This is a genomic window from Brevibacterium sp. (assembly GCF_031179145.1).
In the GTDB taxonomy this organism is placed as follows: domain Bacteria; phylum Actinomycetota; class Actinomycetes; order Actinomycetales; family Brevibacteriaceae; genus Brevibacterium.
The window spans coordinates 45,154-61,465 of the sequence record NZ_JAPSIB010000008.1 but is presented as its reverse complement, the minus strand read 5'-3'; the positions used below and the strand labels follow the sequence as shown (position 1 = coordinate 61,465).

Annotated in this window: 11 protein-coding genes; 3 read left to right on the top strand and 8 right to left on the bottom strand. The window is 60.8% G+C overall.

The genetic code is table 11. The features are described from left to right. Positions 1-46: 46 nt before the first annotated feature. A complete protein-coding gene (locus RIT73_RS07800; RefSeq protein ID WP_309131509.1) occupies positions 47-523 on the top strand; it encodes a GNAT family N-acetyltransferase in 477 nt (158 codons plus the stop codon). A gap of 76 nt (positions 524-599) precedes the next feature. On the opposite strand, the gene RIT73_RS07795 is transcribed toward RIT73_RS07800, so the two are convergent. Both RIT73_RS07795 and RIT73_RS07790 read right to left on the bottom strand, forming a co-directional pair. Beyond that, positions 600-989, bottom strand: a complete 390-nt coding sequence (locus RIT73_RS07795) for a hypothetical protein (RefSeq protein ID WP_309131508.1) — start codon at positions 987-989, stop codon at positions 600-602. A 118-nt stretch (positions 990-1,107) separates the two neighbouring features. After that, positions 1,108-1,839 carry a GAF and ANTAR domain-containing protein gene (locus tag RIT73_RS07790; protein WP_309131507.1) on the bottom strand — a complete coding sequence of 244 codons (732 nt, stop codon included), beginning with the start codon at positions 1,837-1,839 and terminating at the stop codon, positions 1,108-1,110. Between the two features lie 222 nt (positions 1,840-2,061). On the opposite strand from RIT73_RS07790, the gene RIT73_RS07785 reads away from it, so the two are divergent. Continuing rightward, the gene (locus tag RIT73_RS07785) at positions 2,062-3,342 is read left to right on the top strand and encodes a CDP-glycerol glycerophosphotransferase family protein (protein ID WP_309131506.1); all 1,281 of its coding nucleotides are present in this window, start codon (positions 2,062-2,064) and stop codon (positions 3,340-3,342) included. Between the two features lies 1 nt (position 3,343). On the opposite strand, the gene RIT73_RS07780 is transcribed toward RIT73_RS07785, so the two are convergent. Both RIT73_RS07780 and RIT73_RS07775 read right to left on the bottom strand, forming a co-directional pair. Then, complete coding sequence (locus RIT73_RS07780) at positions 3,344-4,519, bottom strand: glycosyltransferase (protein WP_309131505.1); 1,176 nt, start codon at positions 4,517-4,519, stop codon at positions 3,344-3,346. Continuing rightward, positions 4,516-7,380, bottom strand: a complete 2,865-nt coding sequence (locus RIT73_RS07775) for a CDP-glycerol glycerophosphotransferase family protein (protein ID WP_309131504.1) — start codon at positions 7,378-7,380, stop codon at positions 4,516-4,518. Before RIT73_RS07775 ends, RIT73_RS07780 begins: the two co-directional genes overlap by 4 nt. Before the next feature lie 194 nt (positions 7,381-7,574). Between RIT73_RS07775 and RIT73_RS07770 the strand changes: the two genes are divergently transcribed. Continuing rightward, positions 7,575-9,203 carry a hypothetical protein gene (locus RIT73_RS07770; RefSeq protein WP_309131503.1) on the top strand — a complete coding sequence of 543 codons (1,629 nt, stop codon included), beginning with the start codon at positions 7,575-7,577 and terminating at the stop codon, positions 9,201-9,203. A 25-nt stretch (positions 9,204-9,228) separates the two neighbouring features. On the opposite strand, the gene RIT73_RS07765 is transcribed toward RIT73_RS07770, so the two are convergent. The 4 genes from RIT73_RS07765 to RIT73_RS07750 form a co-directional block, all read right to left on the bottom strand. Then, positions 9,229-12,912, bottom strand: coding sequence for a CDP-glycerol glycerophosphotransferase family protein (locus tag RIT73_RS07765; RefSeq protein ID WP_309131502.1), 3,684 nt, complete (start codon positions 12,910-12,912; stop codon positions 9,229-9,231). Between the two features lie 76 nt (positions 12,913-12,988). Then, complete coding sequence (locus RIT73_RS07760; RefSeq protein ID WP_309131501.1) at positions 12,989-13,912, bottom strand: glycosyltransferase; 924 nt, start codon at positions 13,910-13,912, stop codon at positions 12,989-12,991. Then, a complete protein-coding gene (locus RIT73_RS07755) occupies positions 13,909-14,751 on the bottom strand; it encodes a CDP-alcohol phosphatidyltransferase family protein (RefSeq protein WP_375294984.1) in 843 nt (280 codons plus the stop codon). Before RIT73_RS07755 ends, RIT73_RS07760 begins: the two co-directional genes overlap by 4 nt. A gap of 123 nt (positions 14,752-14,874) precedes the next feature. Next, positions 14,875-16,284 (bottom strand): glycosyltransferase, encoded by a 1,410-nt coding sequence (locus RIT73_RS07750; protein ID WP_309131499.1) that lies wholly within the window; start codon positions 16,282-16,284, stop codon positions 14,875-14,877. Between the last annotated feature and the right edge of the window lie 28 nt (positions 16,285-16,312).

Here is a 16,312-nt window from a genome sequence, read left to right as displayed (position 1 = left end):
CGCTCGTTCGAAAGACTCGCGGAAGCGACACGTCGAACTCGTCTCTGTGGATGAGGATGTCCTGGACGAACTGGTCAAGGTCGCAACCTCTGACGCTGCACCCGACGAAGTCACTCCACCTCTCGGTGACAGCTGGAACCCCCGCCGCGTGGCATGGCTGCGCGCCTATCATCGGCATCGTCGATCAGGGCTGAAGGGCGGAGAGGAGGAAACTGCCGCCATCCGCGTCGACGGCCGAATTGTCGGAGCCATCCGCCTGCACCGCTCAGACTCCGAGGCACCCGAATCGCTCGAGTACGGCATCTGGCTGGCGCGATCCTGGCGGGGGCTCGGGTTGGGCGCCACCGTACTTCGGCTCATCGTTCGTCGGGCATACGAGCTCGGAGCTCTGCGGCTGATCGCACGAACGACTGCGAGCAACTCCCCTGCCATCGCTACCCTGCGCCGCGCCGGCGCCACCCTCCAGCAACGTGGCGACGGCACCGTGCACGCGGAGATCCCGCTCGATGGCGAACATCGGTGACCCCGCCTGGCACCGCTCCCCGTGATCAGACTGCCCGAGTGGAGGCTGCCCTCATCCCGTTGAGACCAAGAAGCGCCTACGACACAGCCTCGGCGCCAGCCGGCTCGTGCTTGAGCGTGGTCTGAATCAACTGCTCGCTCGGCTTGATCTGCGTCACCGGCTCACTCGCCTTGGCTGTCTGTGCCACCGGCTGCCCGCCGAGTCCCAGGCGCAGCGCTGTCTCGCCGAGGTGGTTGAGCGCGATCGGGCATGTGACGTTGATCTTCAATCGACGGTTGAGACTTTCGCTGACTGCACGCTGCATCAGGGCTCGGCAATGCTGGTCTGAATCCTCCTGCTCAATGACTTCACAGAAGACGTAGAGGATCTCGTTCTCGTCGATGCTGTAGTGCAGGGAGGCAACCAGCCGTCCTGGAAGATACAGGTCGAATTTGGATGCCTTCCGATTGTTCAGCATCGTGTACATACAGTGGTCCCCTTGGTTTTCGGGGCCGACTGCTTGACCGTGTTCTGAGGTTATCGAAAGCAGTGCAGGTCAGCAACTCGATCCGGGGTGCCGAGACAGCCGTGCTCTGTGGTGTCGTTCAGCGGTCGAAGATCGTGACTGGAGTCGAGTGGCCCATGGTGTCCACGAGCTCTTCAGCCAATGCGCGCAGTTTGATGTTCCGGTGTGAAGACGCGTTCTTGAGGATGGCGAAGGCCTCATCCTGACTGCACTGCGCTTGGGCCATGGTGATTCCAATCGCAATGTCGATGACAGTCCGCGATTCCATTGCGCGCTGTCGATCTTCGGCATGTTCGGCCAGTCTGGCGATTCGGATCGCCACCCGCAGCGCTCTCGACGCCAACTCCGCGAAGCGCTGTGCTGCGGCGATCGAGTCATCGCCGAAGGCCATGGGGACCACGGTGTAGAAATTCATCGCGGCTTTCGCTGCGCCGTTCAGGTCCAGCGGCACCGCCAGCACGCTGCGCAATCCGTGGCCGCGCACGGCTGCCATGTAGTCGGGCCACCTGGTTTCATTCGCAACATCGTCGACTCTGATCAGAGTGCCGGTCTTCTGCGAGGTCAGGCACGGGCCTTCTTCGAAGCCTGCCTGGATCTCGTCCATCTGCCGTGCTTCCTCATCGCTGCTGCCGGCGATGGAGATGCGCTTGTTGCGCTCCAGAGTGATCCCGCAGAGGACGGGGAGATCTCTGGTGACCTCGATCGCGGCCAGACGGGCGACGTCGTCGAGGAACGGAGCGAGGTCCTGGTCAGTGGCCAGAAGCTCATGCAGCAGTTCCGCTGCTTCCAATTCAGAGTGCGCCGTTTCCATCGCAGGCCCCTTCCAATGAGAAGAATGACCTGTCGCCACGATGGTCCACAGATCTGCCTCAATCTTACTCCGTTCCGGTCGCGCCGATTCTTCGCAACTGTCACAGCCCGTGCAGAACGACTGTGGCTCCTGTCTCTCGAATCGTCCCCTGTGATCTTGTCCCCATAAACTAAAGTGTCCGACACTGAACTGGTGCCCCGAGATGAGCGGAGAAAGCCGAAGATGAGCTCTGTCAAGAAGGCGTTGGCCGGCAAGCGTCCGAAAGTGGGATCGCTGATTCGGCGGGCCGGTCTGAGCGCGCTCAACTCCCGGCCGTGGCAGGCCACGAGCAGGTGGATTCGTGGAGCAGCCGCCATCGAACGCCTTGAGATCCAATACGACGGCCGCGGTCTCAACGCTCCGGTCGTCGTCTACTTCGGCGACGGCCCGGCGAAGATCTACCAGATCCTGCAGTGGCTGCCCATCTTCGAAGAGCTCAACCGGACTCATAAGGTCGCTCTCGTCCTGCGCTCGCACAGCACGCTGCTCGAGCTCCGGAAGATCACGAAGCTGCCTCTCGTCCTCAAACGACGATTCGATCCCCTGCAGGACTTCTATCACGAGCTCGATCCGAAGGTGGCGCTCTACGTCAACAACGGGGTGCGGAACTTCCAGTCACTGGGCTATGCGCCGATGGTCCACGTCCACATCAATCATGGAGAGAGCGACAAGGTCTCCATGGTGTCCAACCAGGTCAAGGCCTACGACCGAGTCCTCGTTGCCGGACCGGCGGCCATTGAGAGGCACAGAAGAGCCCTCATCGAATTCGACTTCAACAAGCTGGTGGAGATCGGACGTCCGCAGCTCGACATCGACGTTCATTCCACGCTTCCCACCACTCGCAGTCGCACGGTCATGTACGCCCCGACCTGGGAGGGTGAGAACGACGCCAACAACTACACCTCGGTCGACCTGTTCGGCGTGTCCATTGTCGAAGCGCTTCTCGATCTCCCTGACACTCGTATCGTCTACAAGCCGCACCCGCGGGTGGAGACTTCGGAACATCTGGAGATCGTCGAAGCGGATGCCCGCATTCGAGAGTTGATCGAGGCCGCCAATGTGAATGGCGCCGAACACATCGTGTCGATGCAGGGCGACATCCTTCCGATGTTCGCAGACGTCGATCTCATGATCACAGATGTCTCAAGCGTCGGCCTCGACTTCCTCTACCTCCGGCCCGAAGCTCCGATCATTCTCACCGACCGTTGGGACGATCTGGAATCCCTCCGCCACGACTCCCCCATCTCGCATGCCACCCCGGTCATCTCCCGATCGACCGAGGCCCAGCTGCGCACCGCCATCGCCGAGGCGCTCGAGTCCGATCCTCACATCGACGACCGTTGGAGGCTGCGGAGCTACTACTTCGGCGAACGTGCCGTAGGCGAATCGACTCGCGCGTTCGTCGACACCGTCTCCGATCTCATCAAGACGCGCCAGGCCGACCTGGCCGCCATGGGGGAATGACTCAGCGCGCCATCTGCATGAACAGATCTTCCCATTGATCGAGGATGTTCTCCGGTGCGAACCGTGTCATCCCTTCGGCACAGACGCCCGACATCCGCGACCACGCCTCAGGATCCTTCGCCAGGGAGGCAATGGCCTCGGCCATGGAGCCGACGTGGTTCTGCGGCACGATCAACCCGGTCCTGCCGGAGTCGATGAGGCTGCGGACGCCCGGCGAACAGTCAAAGGCAACCGTGGGGACTCCCAGAAGCCCGGCCTCCACGATCGCGATGGGCAGACCTTCGTGCTGGGATGAGATGACATGGATCTTTGACGATGCGAGCACGTCGCCGACGTGGTCGGTCTTCCCCATGAGCCTGGCTCGGGGAATGGATCGGTCATCGATCATCTCCTGCAGCTGGGTGCGGAGGTCGCCTTCCCCGTAGAGCTCGACATTCCAGTCCGGCAGGGACTCGGCAACCCGTTCCCATGCCGCCAACAGGTAGTGCAGCGACTTCACTTCGTCATAACGTCCCAGAGCGACGATCGTGTTGCGCCGAGTGGTGGCCTCGGAATGGGCAGGCCTGGACACGGGGTTCGAAATCCAGTGGGTGTTGTTGAGACCCGCGAGCCGGAAGTTGAGGGCGTCTTCCTCGGTGAGGAACACTGTTCTGTCGACGTCGGCGTAAGCTTCCATCACTCGGCTGTAGTCCCGCCCTGTCAGCTTCGCGCCCCTGAATGCGCCGTGGTACTGCCCGACCACCCGGGGGTGGGTGAAGTCGTTGGCGTCGTAGCCGGCTTCGAGCAGGTGTTCCATTCCGTACACCTGGGTGCAGATGATGAGTGTCCTCGGACCCCATTGGGGGATCAGTTTGCGGAGCTTGTCGACAGCGATCTTCCGCAGAGCGAATCGCTTCTTGTGGCGTGCCATCCGTGCCCGGTCTTGCTTGTCCGAGTCGGAACGGATGATCCAGTCTGCGGGAGGAGCCTGTGGCATGAGCGTGCGAACGATGATTTCGGGAGATCGCTCGACCACCTGGTGATGACCTTCGGGCGAGGGCGAGACGCCGACGAGTTCCGTGGCATAACCGCGGGAGTGGAAACCCCGGGCCATTTCGTTGATGAAGCGTCCGACGCCGCCCAGTCGGTCGACGTCGTTGGCCATGAGAACGATCCGGTCAAAGGGCGAGTTCATCATTTCTGGGCACCCCACACGGTCTCGACGGTCGTCCGAGCGCTGTTTCCCGGCTCTGTTCCTGCGTACTTCAGTCTGAAGCTCTGTCGCTGGTCGGCATGGTCATCTTTCGCGATGGATCCTCGAATGGCGTCCACGAGATCGTCCTGAGTGGTCACCAAGGGTCCGGGACGATCGTCTCGCAAGTCGAAATAGGTGCCACGGGCGGAGGAGACATAGTCGTCGAGGTCGTAGGCGTAGAGGATCACGGGCCTGTTCAGGGTCAGGAAGTCGAAGATGATGCTGGAATAGTCGGAGACGAGTATGTCCGATGCGAGCAGAACCCGCGACGTGTCGCCGACTGCGGACACATCGATGACATTGGCGCGCAGCTCCGCCGGGACTCTGATCCGATTGAGGTAGTGCGGGCGAAGCATGATCTGCACGTCATCGCCCAGCGCCTCCACCAGCTCGATGAGATCGAGCTCCAGTGGTGCCGCCCCCGGCGTCCGGAACGTCGGTGCATAGAGCACGCTTGTCCGGCTCGGATCCAGATCGAGCCGCGTCTTGGCAGCGGCGATGTCAGCGGCCTCGTTGACCAGCACGTCGTTTCGGGGAGATCCGAGTGGAAGCTGCGCGCCCTCGTAGCCGAATGCAGGCACGAACGTCTCCCGGAAGTACTCACTGGGCACCGTCAGGTAGTCCCAGTAGCCGACTTTGCGCCGGAGATTCTCCGTCTCCTCCTTCGAGGCGTAGGCCATGCTGTCCTCGTCGAAGCCCATCCTCTTGATCGGGATGCCGTGCCACGTCTGGACATAGACCTGATCTGCCTGTTTCACATAGCCGTCCGGCAGACTCTGATTGTCGACGATGAAGCTTGCCCGGGCGAGTGTGCGGTAGTAGTCCTCCGTGTGCCGCATGACCACGTCGTCGCGACCCAGCGCCCATTCCTGCCCGTAGCTTGCCGACCACACCACTCGCAGGTCCGGACGGTGCCGGCGAAGCTCATCGACGATCGCACGGGGAGAGTCGAACTGCGACTGGCCCATATGCGATTCGACCACCACCAGCTTCTCATCCCGCTGCCCGCTGAACTTGGCCATGATCTCCGCACCGCGCTCGGCCTGGAGGTGCGATTCGATCGGCACCACAGCGCTCCTGGTCGACTGGGGAAGCGCGGGAATCACACGGTCGATGGCCGTGCGCACCTTCTTTCGCTTCTTCGTCACCTTCGACAGGCGCAGCGCCAGGGTGCCTGTGACGGTCCGGTAGGCCTGATACCGGATGTTCGCCACCTTCTGGACGACTCCGACGGGCGAGGTCTTCTGCCTGCTGCCGGCGAATCCCTTCTTCGCACGCAGAGCCTGCCGGTGCGCAACTGCTCCGTCAGTGAACTCCATCCGGATCGACATCTTGGGGAGAACCTGCAGGTCGATGTCGCGCGGGAACTGGAACTCGATCGTCCATTCCACCGTGTCACCGGTTCGGGTGTGCTTCACTGGTGCCACCCAGAAGCGTTTGAGACCCCAGCGCTCATGGATGACGGCTCTCACCTTCATATCGTCATGGGTCGCGAATTTGCAGAACGGGTCCGGGGTGCGACCGGTGATGGTGATGAGGTTCGCATCGTTGATCGTCACCCTGTCGACTTCGTTGAACCAGCGGAAGCTGTACCAGGGAATGGACTCCAGCTCGCTGGAATCGAATGTGGCCAGAGTGCGCTCCAACGAGTCCGGCGGATAGGTGTCGAACTTCTCCGGCTCCCACAGACTGTCCGTTCCGGCAGACCTCCAGGACCCATACAGGTCACAGTCTCCTCGTGCGACATCGACCATTCGCCGGACCAATTCGACGTCGCCGAGGAGTGTCGCGGCCATAAGCAGCCGATCCGCCAGTAAGAGCGACTCGAGGATCGGCCGTGGAACCGATTCGATGAGGGGCTTGAGCTCCGCCACCAGCTCCTTGGCGACAGTCGGGTCGACTCCGTTCGCGATGTCGTTGAGGTAGATCCTCACGTCGTGGCGCACGACTTTCAGCTGAAGTCGATCGTGCAGGCCTGGGACCAGGGCAGGGTCGGCGATGCGCATCACTTCTTTCAGAGCGATCTTCCTGTCGCGCAGATTCTTGATGTCATCGCGTTGGTTGGTGATCGACTTCCGCACGTCGACGGGATAGATGTTCCACTGGTACACCCATTCCGGGATGACCTGGATGCCCCGCGCCTCGGTGAACACTGTCGCTGTGAAGATCAGGTCCTCGTAGTGGATGTCCTCACGGAAGCGCAGCGAGTGGGCGTCGATGAACGACTTCTTGTAGAGCTTCGCAACTGCGATGGTGTCGATGGCCATCTCGGGATCGTCTTCGATCGACTCCAGCCGGCGGACTTCCCTGTACAGGCGTGCATGCCATCCCAGAGGACGATTCTTCGCGACCTCGTACCGCGTGGTTCTTCCCATGACGAGGTCTGCTCCGGACTCCTCTGCAGCCGTGAGCAGGTTGTAACAGGCGTGACGTTCAAGAACATCGTCACTGTCGAGGAACATGACATACGGCGCGGCCGCGTTGTCCAGTCCGACGTTCCGCGGGCCACCGGGGCCACCGCTGTTGGCTTCCGTCGACAGCACCGTGATCCGTGGGTCAGTTCGCGCGATCTCCTCCGCAGTCTCCTTGGTGTGATCCGGGGAGCAGTCGTCGACGACGATGATCTGCACCGCGTGCAGGGTCTGATGCTGCACCGAGGCGATCGCAGCCCGAATATTCACTGGATCCTTGTACCCGGTGACGATCACCGATACCAAAGGTCGTCCTTCGACTCCCCAGATGTCCACCTCTATTGGGCCTGAATCTTCGAAACGGGGCCGAGAGTCTGAGGAAGCAGGTTCCATATGCGCGAAATCCTTCGGAACGGAATCGCTGACGCTTCGACCGCGAGGCAGGCAATCGACAGCGTTCCGTTTTGAGTCTGTTGGTTAGGACATTGCCATCGAGCAGTCTACCCAAAACCAACTGCGCGGTAGAATCGATTGACCCCGCTCATCGCGACACTGGCTCTCCGAGCCGAGAGGTAGAGAGCAGACTCATGGTAGACGACCGGAACTTCCGCGTGGATGACGTCAATCCGATCATCTCCATCGACGACGACCTCAAACGGCTCCCGCCTCGGGATCCCGCGCTCCAGGAGGACGACTATCTGGAGAAGTTCGATACGGACACAATCTTCTACGACACTTATCGCCTCGACGACACAGTGATCTGCACGGGACCCCCACTGCTGAACATGGAGTCCTCAGTGGTGGAAGCTCTGTCCGCTGCGACGGGACCGAGCACCGATGTGAGGGTGAATGCTCTCGATCGGGTCTCCCATCTCGTCATCGCAGGTGTTCCTTCCCGCCAAGAGCAGGTGTCGGTCGCGATCGGCGGGACATCGTATGACGTTGCGATCGGGAACTCACAGCTCGATTCGTTCAGGGGAAAGACTGTCCTGGTCACCAAGTCCAAGAACAACAATCTGCGCTGGATCAGGGATTGGGCACACTTCTACGCGACCAACCACGGTGTGAACGCCGTTCTCATCTACGACAACGCCTCGACGGCATACCAGCTCGACGAGGTGCTCGAAGCGATCAGCGTCGAAGGCATCGACTCCGCGGTCGTGGTCAACTGGCCATTCAAGTTCGGACCGCAGGGTGGGCGCTGGAATGGACCCGTCGACAGGCCCTGGGACTCCGACTTCTGCGAATACGGGATCACCGAACATGCGAGACGGAAGTATCTCCGAGATTCCGCCTACATCATCAGTCACGATATCGATGAGCTGCTCATCGTCGAAGGCGATTCCACCGTGCAGGAACTGATTGACTCCACTGAAGAGGACTACCTGTCATACGACGGAGTGTGGATCGAGGCGGCCCGGGATGCCTCCGAAGAGACACCGCGATTCAGCGACTTCTGCTACACGATCGCGAAGGGCGGACCCACCACCCGGAAATGGACCGCGTCTGCTGCGCGGTTGGCTGACGCAGCCCAGTGGAAGACGCACAGTGTGGCTGGCGCATCGAGCGCAAAGACTCCTCTGCTCAAACACCGCCATTTCAAAGGAATCACGACCAACTGGAAATGGAAACGCTCTCGAGAAGACGAGAAGATCCATCAGGGGCTGATTGTCGACAGAACGTTGAAGCGGGTTCTGGACGCCACTTTCGCGATCCCGAATCACTCGTCTTTCATCGGAGACGTGCTCGATTCGCCCTCCCCTGAATCGAAGAGAGCGTACCTGGAGAACCTCGCTGATGAAGTCTTCACTGCGCGGTGGACCGCTGATGGTCTGAAGAAGTCATGGTTCTGGAAAGACGACGTCTACGTGATGGATTTCGAGGTGCGTGATGTCGGAGCCATCGCCTTCGAGCTGCGACTGCAGGCGGCGAAGCTCTCCCTCGTCGTCACCGCCAGAGACAGCGTTCTCAGGGAGCGCCTCCGGGAATCCGCTGAGCTGCTCGGCACTCGGTTCGGCAAGTCGGGATATCACCTCGAGGTGAACTGGTGGGAGCTGCACATCGATCCGATCGACATCGCCAAGGATTGCATTTCCGGGATAGAGCGAACAATGAGGAGCCTTCCTGATATCACGGGTCCCTCAGCGGTTCAGTCGAACAGCGAACCCACGTCAGGCGGTCTGCTATCCAAAGCCAAGTCGTTGCTCAGGCGCTAGCTCCCTCCCGGATGCCAGGCCGAAGTCACGCGAACCATCCACGCGACTGGAGGTTCTCGACCAAACGTTGGGTGGCATGTCCGTCATCGTTCGGAGCGAAACGGTCGACGAAGTCCAAGTATCGGGAGTCGATGAATGTGCCCGGGTTGACTCGCGCATGCTGGAGGTCGACGACCAAGGATCTGGTGTCCTTGTGATTCGGGCCCGGGCATATCTCTCTGAAATCCAGATAGAAGCCTCGTGTTGAACTCTCGTACTCTTCCAAGTCGGGGACGAAGAAGAACATCGGCTTCCGAGTCACGGCGTAGTCGAACATCATCGACGAGTAGTCGGTGATCAACGTGTCGCTGGCGGCGAAGAGCTCGCTGATCTCCCCGTAAGAACTGACATCGATGACCCGGTCGCTGTCGGACAGATTCGCAGAACCTGTCGTGTTCGCGTGCCCGCGGACAAGCACTCTCGAATCGCTCGGCAGGCCAAGCAGCAGCTGTTCCACGTCGAGCTCTGTGGAGAACGCATAGCCGCCGCCTGTCGTCTTGACGTTGTCGCGGAAGGTCGGCGCGTACATGACGACGAAACTGTCGTCGGCGATTCCCAACCTCTGCCTCGTCAGCGAACGCGTTAGTTCTTCCCGCTCGCCGACGAGGACGTCGTTGCGCGGATAACCGACATTGAGCGTGGTGCCATGGAACCAGAACGCCTTGGGCAGCACATCGGCGGCGAAATCGTTCTGCGCCAGCAATGTGTCCCACGCCTTCGCCTCTCTTCGCATGAGCAGACGGTAGCCGAGGGACAGATTCCCCGGTGGCATGTCCTCGGCGATCTTCTTCATCGGAGTGCCATGCCAGGTCTGCAGGTACCGCTGACCGCCCCTGATCCGGAAGTAGCCGGGAAAGTTGGCGTTGTTGACGAGATATCTGCTGGTGGCTGCGGCACGGAACCATGCCCGCGAACCGTGCAGGACGGCTTCCGCCCCCGGAGGCACCGACACAGCATGCGAATTCACCGACCACAGGCATTTCAGGTCCGGACGATGCTCACGGACCCAGTCGTAGAGGGCTCGGCAGCTGTCCGAGATCTGCTTGCCGTGGTAGCTCTCGAAGAGAATCGAATCGCTCAGCCCGCCTCTCGACGCGTCGGCCTCACCGATCACTGCCCGTCGATTGTAATGGCCACGCTCATCTTCTCCGAGAAGAGGCATCACCTTGATCCACGGCCTGAATGCCTTCCTGGTCCGGGTGATTCTGATGCGAGAGAGCCCGGTCGTCCCTTCCCAGGGCATCGTCAGGGATGAACCCAGGGGGATGAACGCATACTGGAGTCTGCTGCAGGAGGAATCCTCAGTATTTCGAACCTGACCCATCAAGGCATAGGCACCGAGAGGAAGAGCGACCTCGTTTCCGTACCAGTCCGTACGTGACAGAGGGAAGCGAACCGAATAGCTGCCGGTGGCCCGGTCCCAGTCGAATTCGGATGGTTCGCAATTCAACGACTCGCCGACGAGGGTGAGCACCGGCCGGTGATCGCTGTGCTCAACGAGGAAGCAGCCCTGCGCCACCAGGGCGTCACCGTTGACCGTGATGGATTCTGTGGTGAAGCGGTTCGGCCATTCGTCGAGCCGAAGATACCCTCGAGCGTCGAAGTCAGCGGTCAGGGAGGCGTCGCCTTTACGCAGTCCGGCCTCGGATGCTGAACCGGAACCGAAGTGGATGAGGCGCCTGCTGCCGTCGGCCATGGTGACGCCCGCAATCCATTTGCTGCGGCGAGTGCCCTCCAGCTTCGGGTCTCGCGGCGGAACGTCGACACGGAAGTGGGTGTATCCATCTGCATCCGTGCGGATCGGCGCTGTGACTATCGAAGTCTTCCCAGGTTTCGAGCGAAGGATCAGAGTCGACACCTCTTCGCCGAGAAGCGACTTCACCGAGATGTCCAGAGTCCTGCCCTGGAGGACGATTGCCCGGGCGACGGTCTTCGGCCGTGAAAGGCGGAATCTCAGTCCTTCCTGCTGACTGTGCGTGAGGGCGAATACCTGCTCGCCTTCCTGGACACCGGAATGACCCAATTGAGCCGCACCCGCGTCATCAGCAATTTCACGGAGGATGTCCTCTTTCCGGATCTGCTCGAACTGCACCGAGACGACGAGCTTCCAGAACTCCTCCCCCTCGACCGTGCTGTCCGATGCGGTGGTGAAGCTCAGCTGCGACGTGTCGACGACTGCTTCGAAGCCGGAAGTCGAGCAATCCCTGGCTTCCGTGCCTGCGAATTCGTTGATGGCCGGATCGTGGACCAGTCTGGTCGGCATCTCGAGTCGTTCCCCTGTCAGCGTGTTGACCGCTGATAAGGAGAGGTTCACGTTCTCGTCGGGAGAGAACGCACTGCGGACGAAGGCGTGCCCGCCGATTCTGACCCTGGAGTCGTCAAGCCATTCGACTTGGGTGACTTTCGAGACGATGTCGAGGTACTCGTCACGGGTTTCGAACACCTTGTCGTTGGGTTGCGCCCGGAGTCCATCGACATAGAGTGGCCAGGCGGAGAGCACCCCTTCGTCCCGGTGGAGCCGATAGCCTCGTCCCCTCTCGACGTGGCCGGCGATGACTTCCATCAGCGACTCGTAGTCACGATTGAGGACGTACCATGCTGCCACGCTGGGATACGTCGCCACGTCGCGCCAGAAGTCGTCCTCACAGAGGCTGATGATGGCTTCATAACCATCGCATAGCTCTTCGAAGTACTCTTCACCGGTTCGTGGCACCTGCTCGACGTACTGAATGAGGTCGACGCCGAAGATCTTCCGGTACCAACCGCGTCGCACCGCTTCCAGCGGGGTCTCCACCATGTGCTCACCAACGGCCAGCGACACCCTGATCCGGTCTCTCAGATCGGTCAGTTTCGCCTTCTGCTGTGTGATTGAGGAACCGTCATCGCGAATGCGCCAGTAGTAGACATGGTCTTTGATGATGTCGAACTTAGTGGCGCTGAGATAGGACTTGACCGATGGTTCCTGGTCTTCGTAAGCAACACCCACGGGGAAGCCATGGACATGCTCCCTGAAGAATTCCGTATTCCAGATCTTGTTGCAGGCGAACACATCGAGCAGGATCTCTGGGAACTGGTCGACAGTGATCCCGATGCGGTTCGCGCCGTGAGCTCGCCGAGTCCACTGGGGCAGCCACTTCTTCCCGCCGCGCATCCGCACCATGGTGCCCACGACGAAATCCGACCCCGAGGCCTCGATCGTCTCCACCATGGACCGAATGCCGTTGGGCGGCAATATGTCGTCCGAATCAGTGAAGGTGATGTACTTGCCGCGCGCTGCCTTCAAGCCGGCATTCCGGGCGTCACCAAGCCCCCCATTGGGTTTGGTGATGACTTTGATCCTCCGGTCCCATCGACCCCAGCGCCTGGCAATCGCAGCAGACTCGTCGGGAGAACCATCGTCGACGACAAGGATCTCAAGGTTCTTGTAGGTCTGGCCGACCACTGAGTCCAAGAACTCCGGCAGATACTGCGCAACGTTGTAGACGGGAACGACAATGGTCACGAGAGGCCCGACCTCACGACGTTGAGACCCGGTCGCCACATGGACAACCTGTTTGAGCAGATTCGACTTCAAAGCGCGATGAACGCGGCGGCGGGCCGGCGCCGGCAGTCCATCGGCAGCACTTCTGGTCACCCTGGCTGCAGTGCGGACCAGTTCATTCATCACCATTGATCGACTCTGTGCTTTCTGTCGCCGGAATTCTTCACTACGTGCATCATTGCCATATTGCAGTGAGACTGTGACGTCACACCACCGGGGGTCTACCGTGACGAGTCATCCGCAGGACTCCTCGCCCTGAGATCTTGTGAGGGATCTCATCCTCGCTCCAGGGGTTGTCACGCCAGCCGGCACGCCAGCCCTCGAACCACGGCTTGAGCTGTTCGGGTTTGTTCGACCACGCCACCATCTGCATCAGAGTCCAGCTTCCGACATAGGCGAGGTTGAACGGCGCAGGAAGGTTCCGTCGGGCGAGCCATACTCGGTTCCGCGCGTTCATATAGAAGTACTCTTCGTGCCGACGCTGATCGATGACGGGGTGGGCAACGGCAAGATCGCCGCTGTACCAGACTTCGTATCCGGCGTCCCAGACTCTCCACGCGAGCTCGATGCCCTCATGCGCGTACCAGAATGGGGCAGGCCAGCCACCTGACTTGTCATAGGCTCGGCGCTGCAGGCACACGGCGCCCTCCCAGACGGAGAACACGTTCGAGGAGTGCTTCGCCGAGCCCTTCTTCAACCGGGGGATCCACCGTCGAGGTGCCGGTGGACCATCCGGGTCTTCGACGCGCGGCTGGACCATGCCGATGCTCGGTTTGGTCCGCATCAGGTGCGCCATCTTCATCAGCGTCGTGTCGTCGGGCAGCCATGCGTCGTCGTCGAGGAAGAAGAGGAACTCGCCCTCGACGTGCGGCACTCCCGCGTTCCGCCCCGCCGGGATTCCCAGATTCTCCGGCAGCGCAAGCGTCTTGACCGAGTCGGGAAGCCCTTGCGGCTCCCAGCCGTTGCCGACGCACACGACATCGAGGTCAACACCCTTCTGTTCCAGCAGCGAGCGGACACCCCGATTGAGATCGTCCATCCGTTTGCCCTGGGTGAGGATGACAACACCGAAGGTGTACTTCGTGTGTCTCTCGACCTGACCGGCTCGATACTCATTGGCAGCGTTCATGACAGCCTCCTCGAAGCCATGATCGACAGGAAATGACCGATGACGGATAGGAGGCACAAAGGGGCAAGGAGAAGGACCAGCCACCGTTCGCCGGTCAGCGGATCAGAGCCCATGGGCACGGCGATCGCGGTGACGATGCTCGCCACCAACGCCAGGATCGACAGTTCCACCGAATGGTAGATCCGATGAAACGGCACGAAGCGCGCCATGCGTTTGAGCTTCGCCACGGTGCCAGGGACCAGAGCCGTCGCTTCCTTCGAATCGGCGAGCTTGTCCAGGCCGTTGAAAGCGCGGGAGACGTGAACCATGTCGTTGAGCGCCTTGTTGAGCAGAACCAATGACGCCAGGACCGTGCCGGCCAGGAGATAAGGGTAAGTGCCAGCAGGGTCGCTCTGCAGATTCGACCATTCGCCGACCGCGCGGGCGCCGAGCGCGACGGCGACCAGGGATTCAGTGGTGTAGTGGCCGACCTTGTCGAGGAACACGCCTTTGGCGCCGCTGGTGCCGCGCCACCGGGCAACCTCTCCATCACAGCAGTCGATGTACATCTGAACCTGGGAGAAGAACACTGCCAGCACCGCACCCCAGATCCCGGGGATCAGGAGGGAGGCAGCGATGCACCATCCGGCGAGGATCATCAGACCGGTCACACCATTGGCGCTGATCCGTGTCCGCACCAGAAGCATGGTGAAGTAGATGGAGATGTGCCGCAGGTACAGCTGAGCAGTCCAATGCTCGGCGTTCTTCCGACTGCGGACTTCGATCGGCTGTGCCTTGGCACGAAGTTCGGAGAGGGTCGGGTGTTTCGGCGTTCGATCCGGCTGCACGCTCTCCCCCATCTGCTGGCTTCTCCTCTAGGACACAGGCCCGCCCAAGTTTACCCTCAGTTCATATTCGCGCCGAACGATCCGGATTCCGTCGGATCCGCGCAGCGGTGCACGGCTGGGAACCGGCGCAACCGTCTAATTGAGCTTGAGGACTCGCTTCACCCGGCGTTTCATCCGATCTGCGGCGCTCAGCCCCTTCGTCACGGCAGCGCTGAGATTCCCCCTCTTGGTGGTATAGATCTCCACTTGCCGATCGTCTGTGAAGATCTGGCGGAACTGCTTCTTCGGTCCTTTGACGCGACGGTCCTGTTGACCCTCTCCCGGCCGGACGAAGAAGTCGTAGTAGCGCGTACTCGCCTTGGCCCGCAGCGCTGTCTTGGGAATATCGACCTTGACGCCTTGTGCAGTGGCGACAAAGTGAACCCGGGTGGACTCGGTCGGGACGTCTCGTTCGACGATGACAAGCTGAGGCAGATCGTCACCGTCGGGCCAGCCAGTCAATGTTCCATAGAGGGTGAGAACCCCACCGACGCTTGTTGCTTCCTCGAACTGGAAATCCACTTGTCCCTCTTTCGCGTAGGCGAGGATTGCGCCAGGATCTCCTGCGCGAACAAGATCGGTGCGCCTCTGCGCCACATCGGTCATCTTGGAATAGCGGTCGTCGGTGATGAAGCGCTCGACGAACTTCTGCTGATTCTCCAGCCACCTCAGCCGGCGTTCGAGGGGGTGATTGGCCAGTCGCGAGTTCGTGAAGTTTGAGAGTACTTTGCGAAAGTAGATCTCGTTGATGATGCGGTCGCCGGTGTCGGCGTCAGCGCACAGCTTCTCCACATTCTCACTCATCACCGCGACGGAGCCGATGTAGTTACTCGGGTCCGGGACCTTCCGGCTGAGATGGTCCTGCTGCGGGTGGTCGATGATGAAGTAGAAGTTGTAACCCGTGAGGATCGAGACGCGCCGCGCCTTGAGATATGCCTCTGACAGGAACTGGCCGTCTTCGAGCCTGACCTTCTCTTCCGGGAACCTGATGCCGTTCTCAGCGAGGAACTCACGACGGAAGAGCTTCTGCGGGGTCAGGGTCGTGAATGCCGTGACGAGATCCGCGTCGATCTGGGTGGTCTTGTACCGCCACTGCGCGTAGAGCCGGTTGCCCTTGGGCACCATCTTCGGGATGACGACATCACTGTCGTGCTCGTCGGCGAAATCGGCCAGGCGCTCGAGCGCTTCGGGTCCGCCGAACTCGTCATCGGGATCGGCGAAGAACACGTACGTTCCCCGGGCAGCTGCCAGCCCCACGTTGCGCGGTTTGCCGGGCCAGCCCGCGTTCTCCTGGTGGATGACGTGGATGTTCTCGTGCTGTCGCGCGTATTCGTCAAGGATCTCACCGCTCGAGTCAAGCGAACCGTCGTCGACAGCGATGAGCTCGATCGTTCCAGAGGGCAGCGTCTGCGTCAGAAAGCTCTTGACAAAGGCGTCGAGAAACGGTGCCGCGTTGTAGACGGGGGCAACAACGCTGACGCGAGGGGATGGTTCATTATTCTTCATGTGTTCCGTCTCGAGGGGAGAAGTGAAA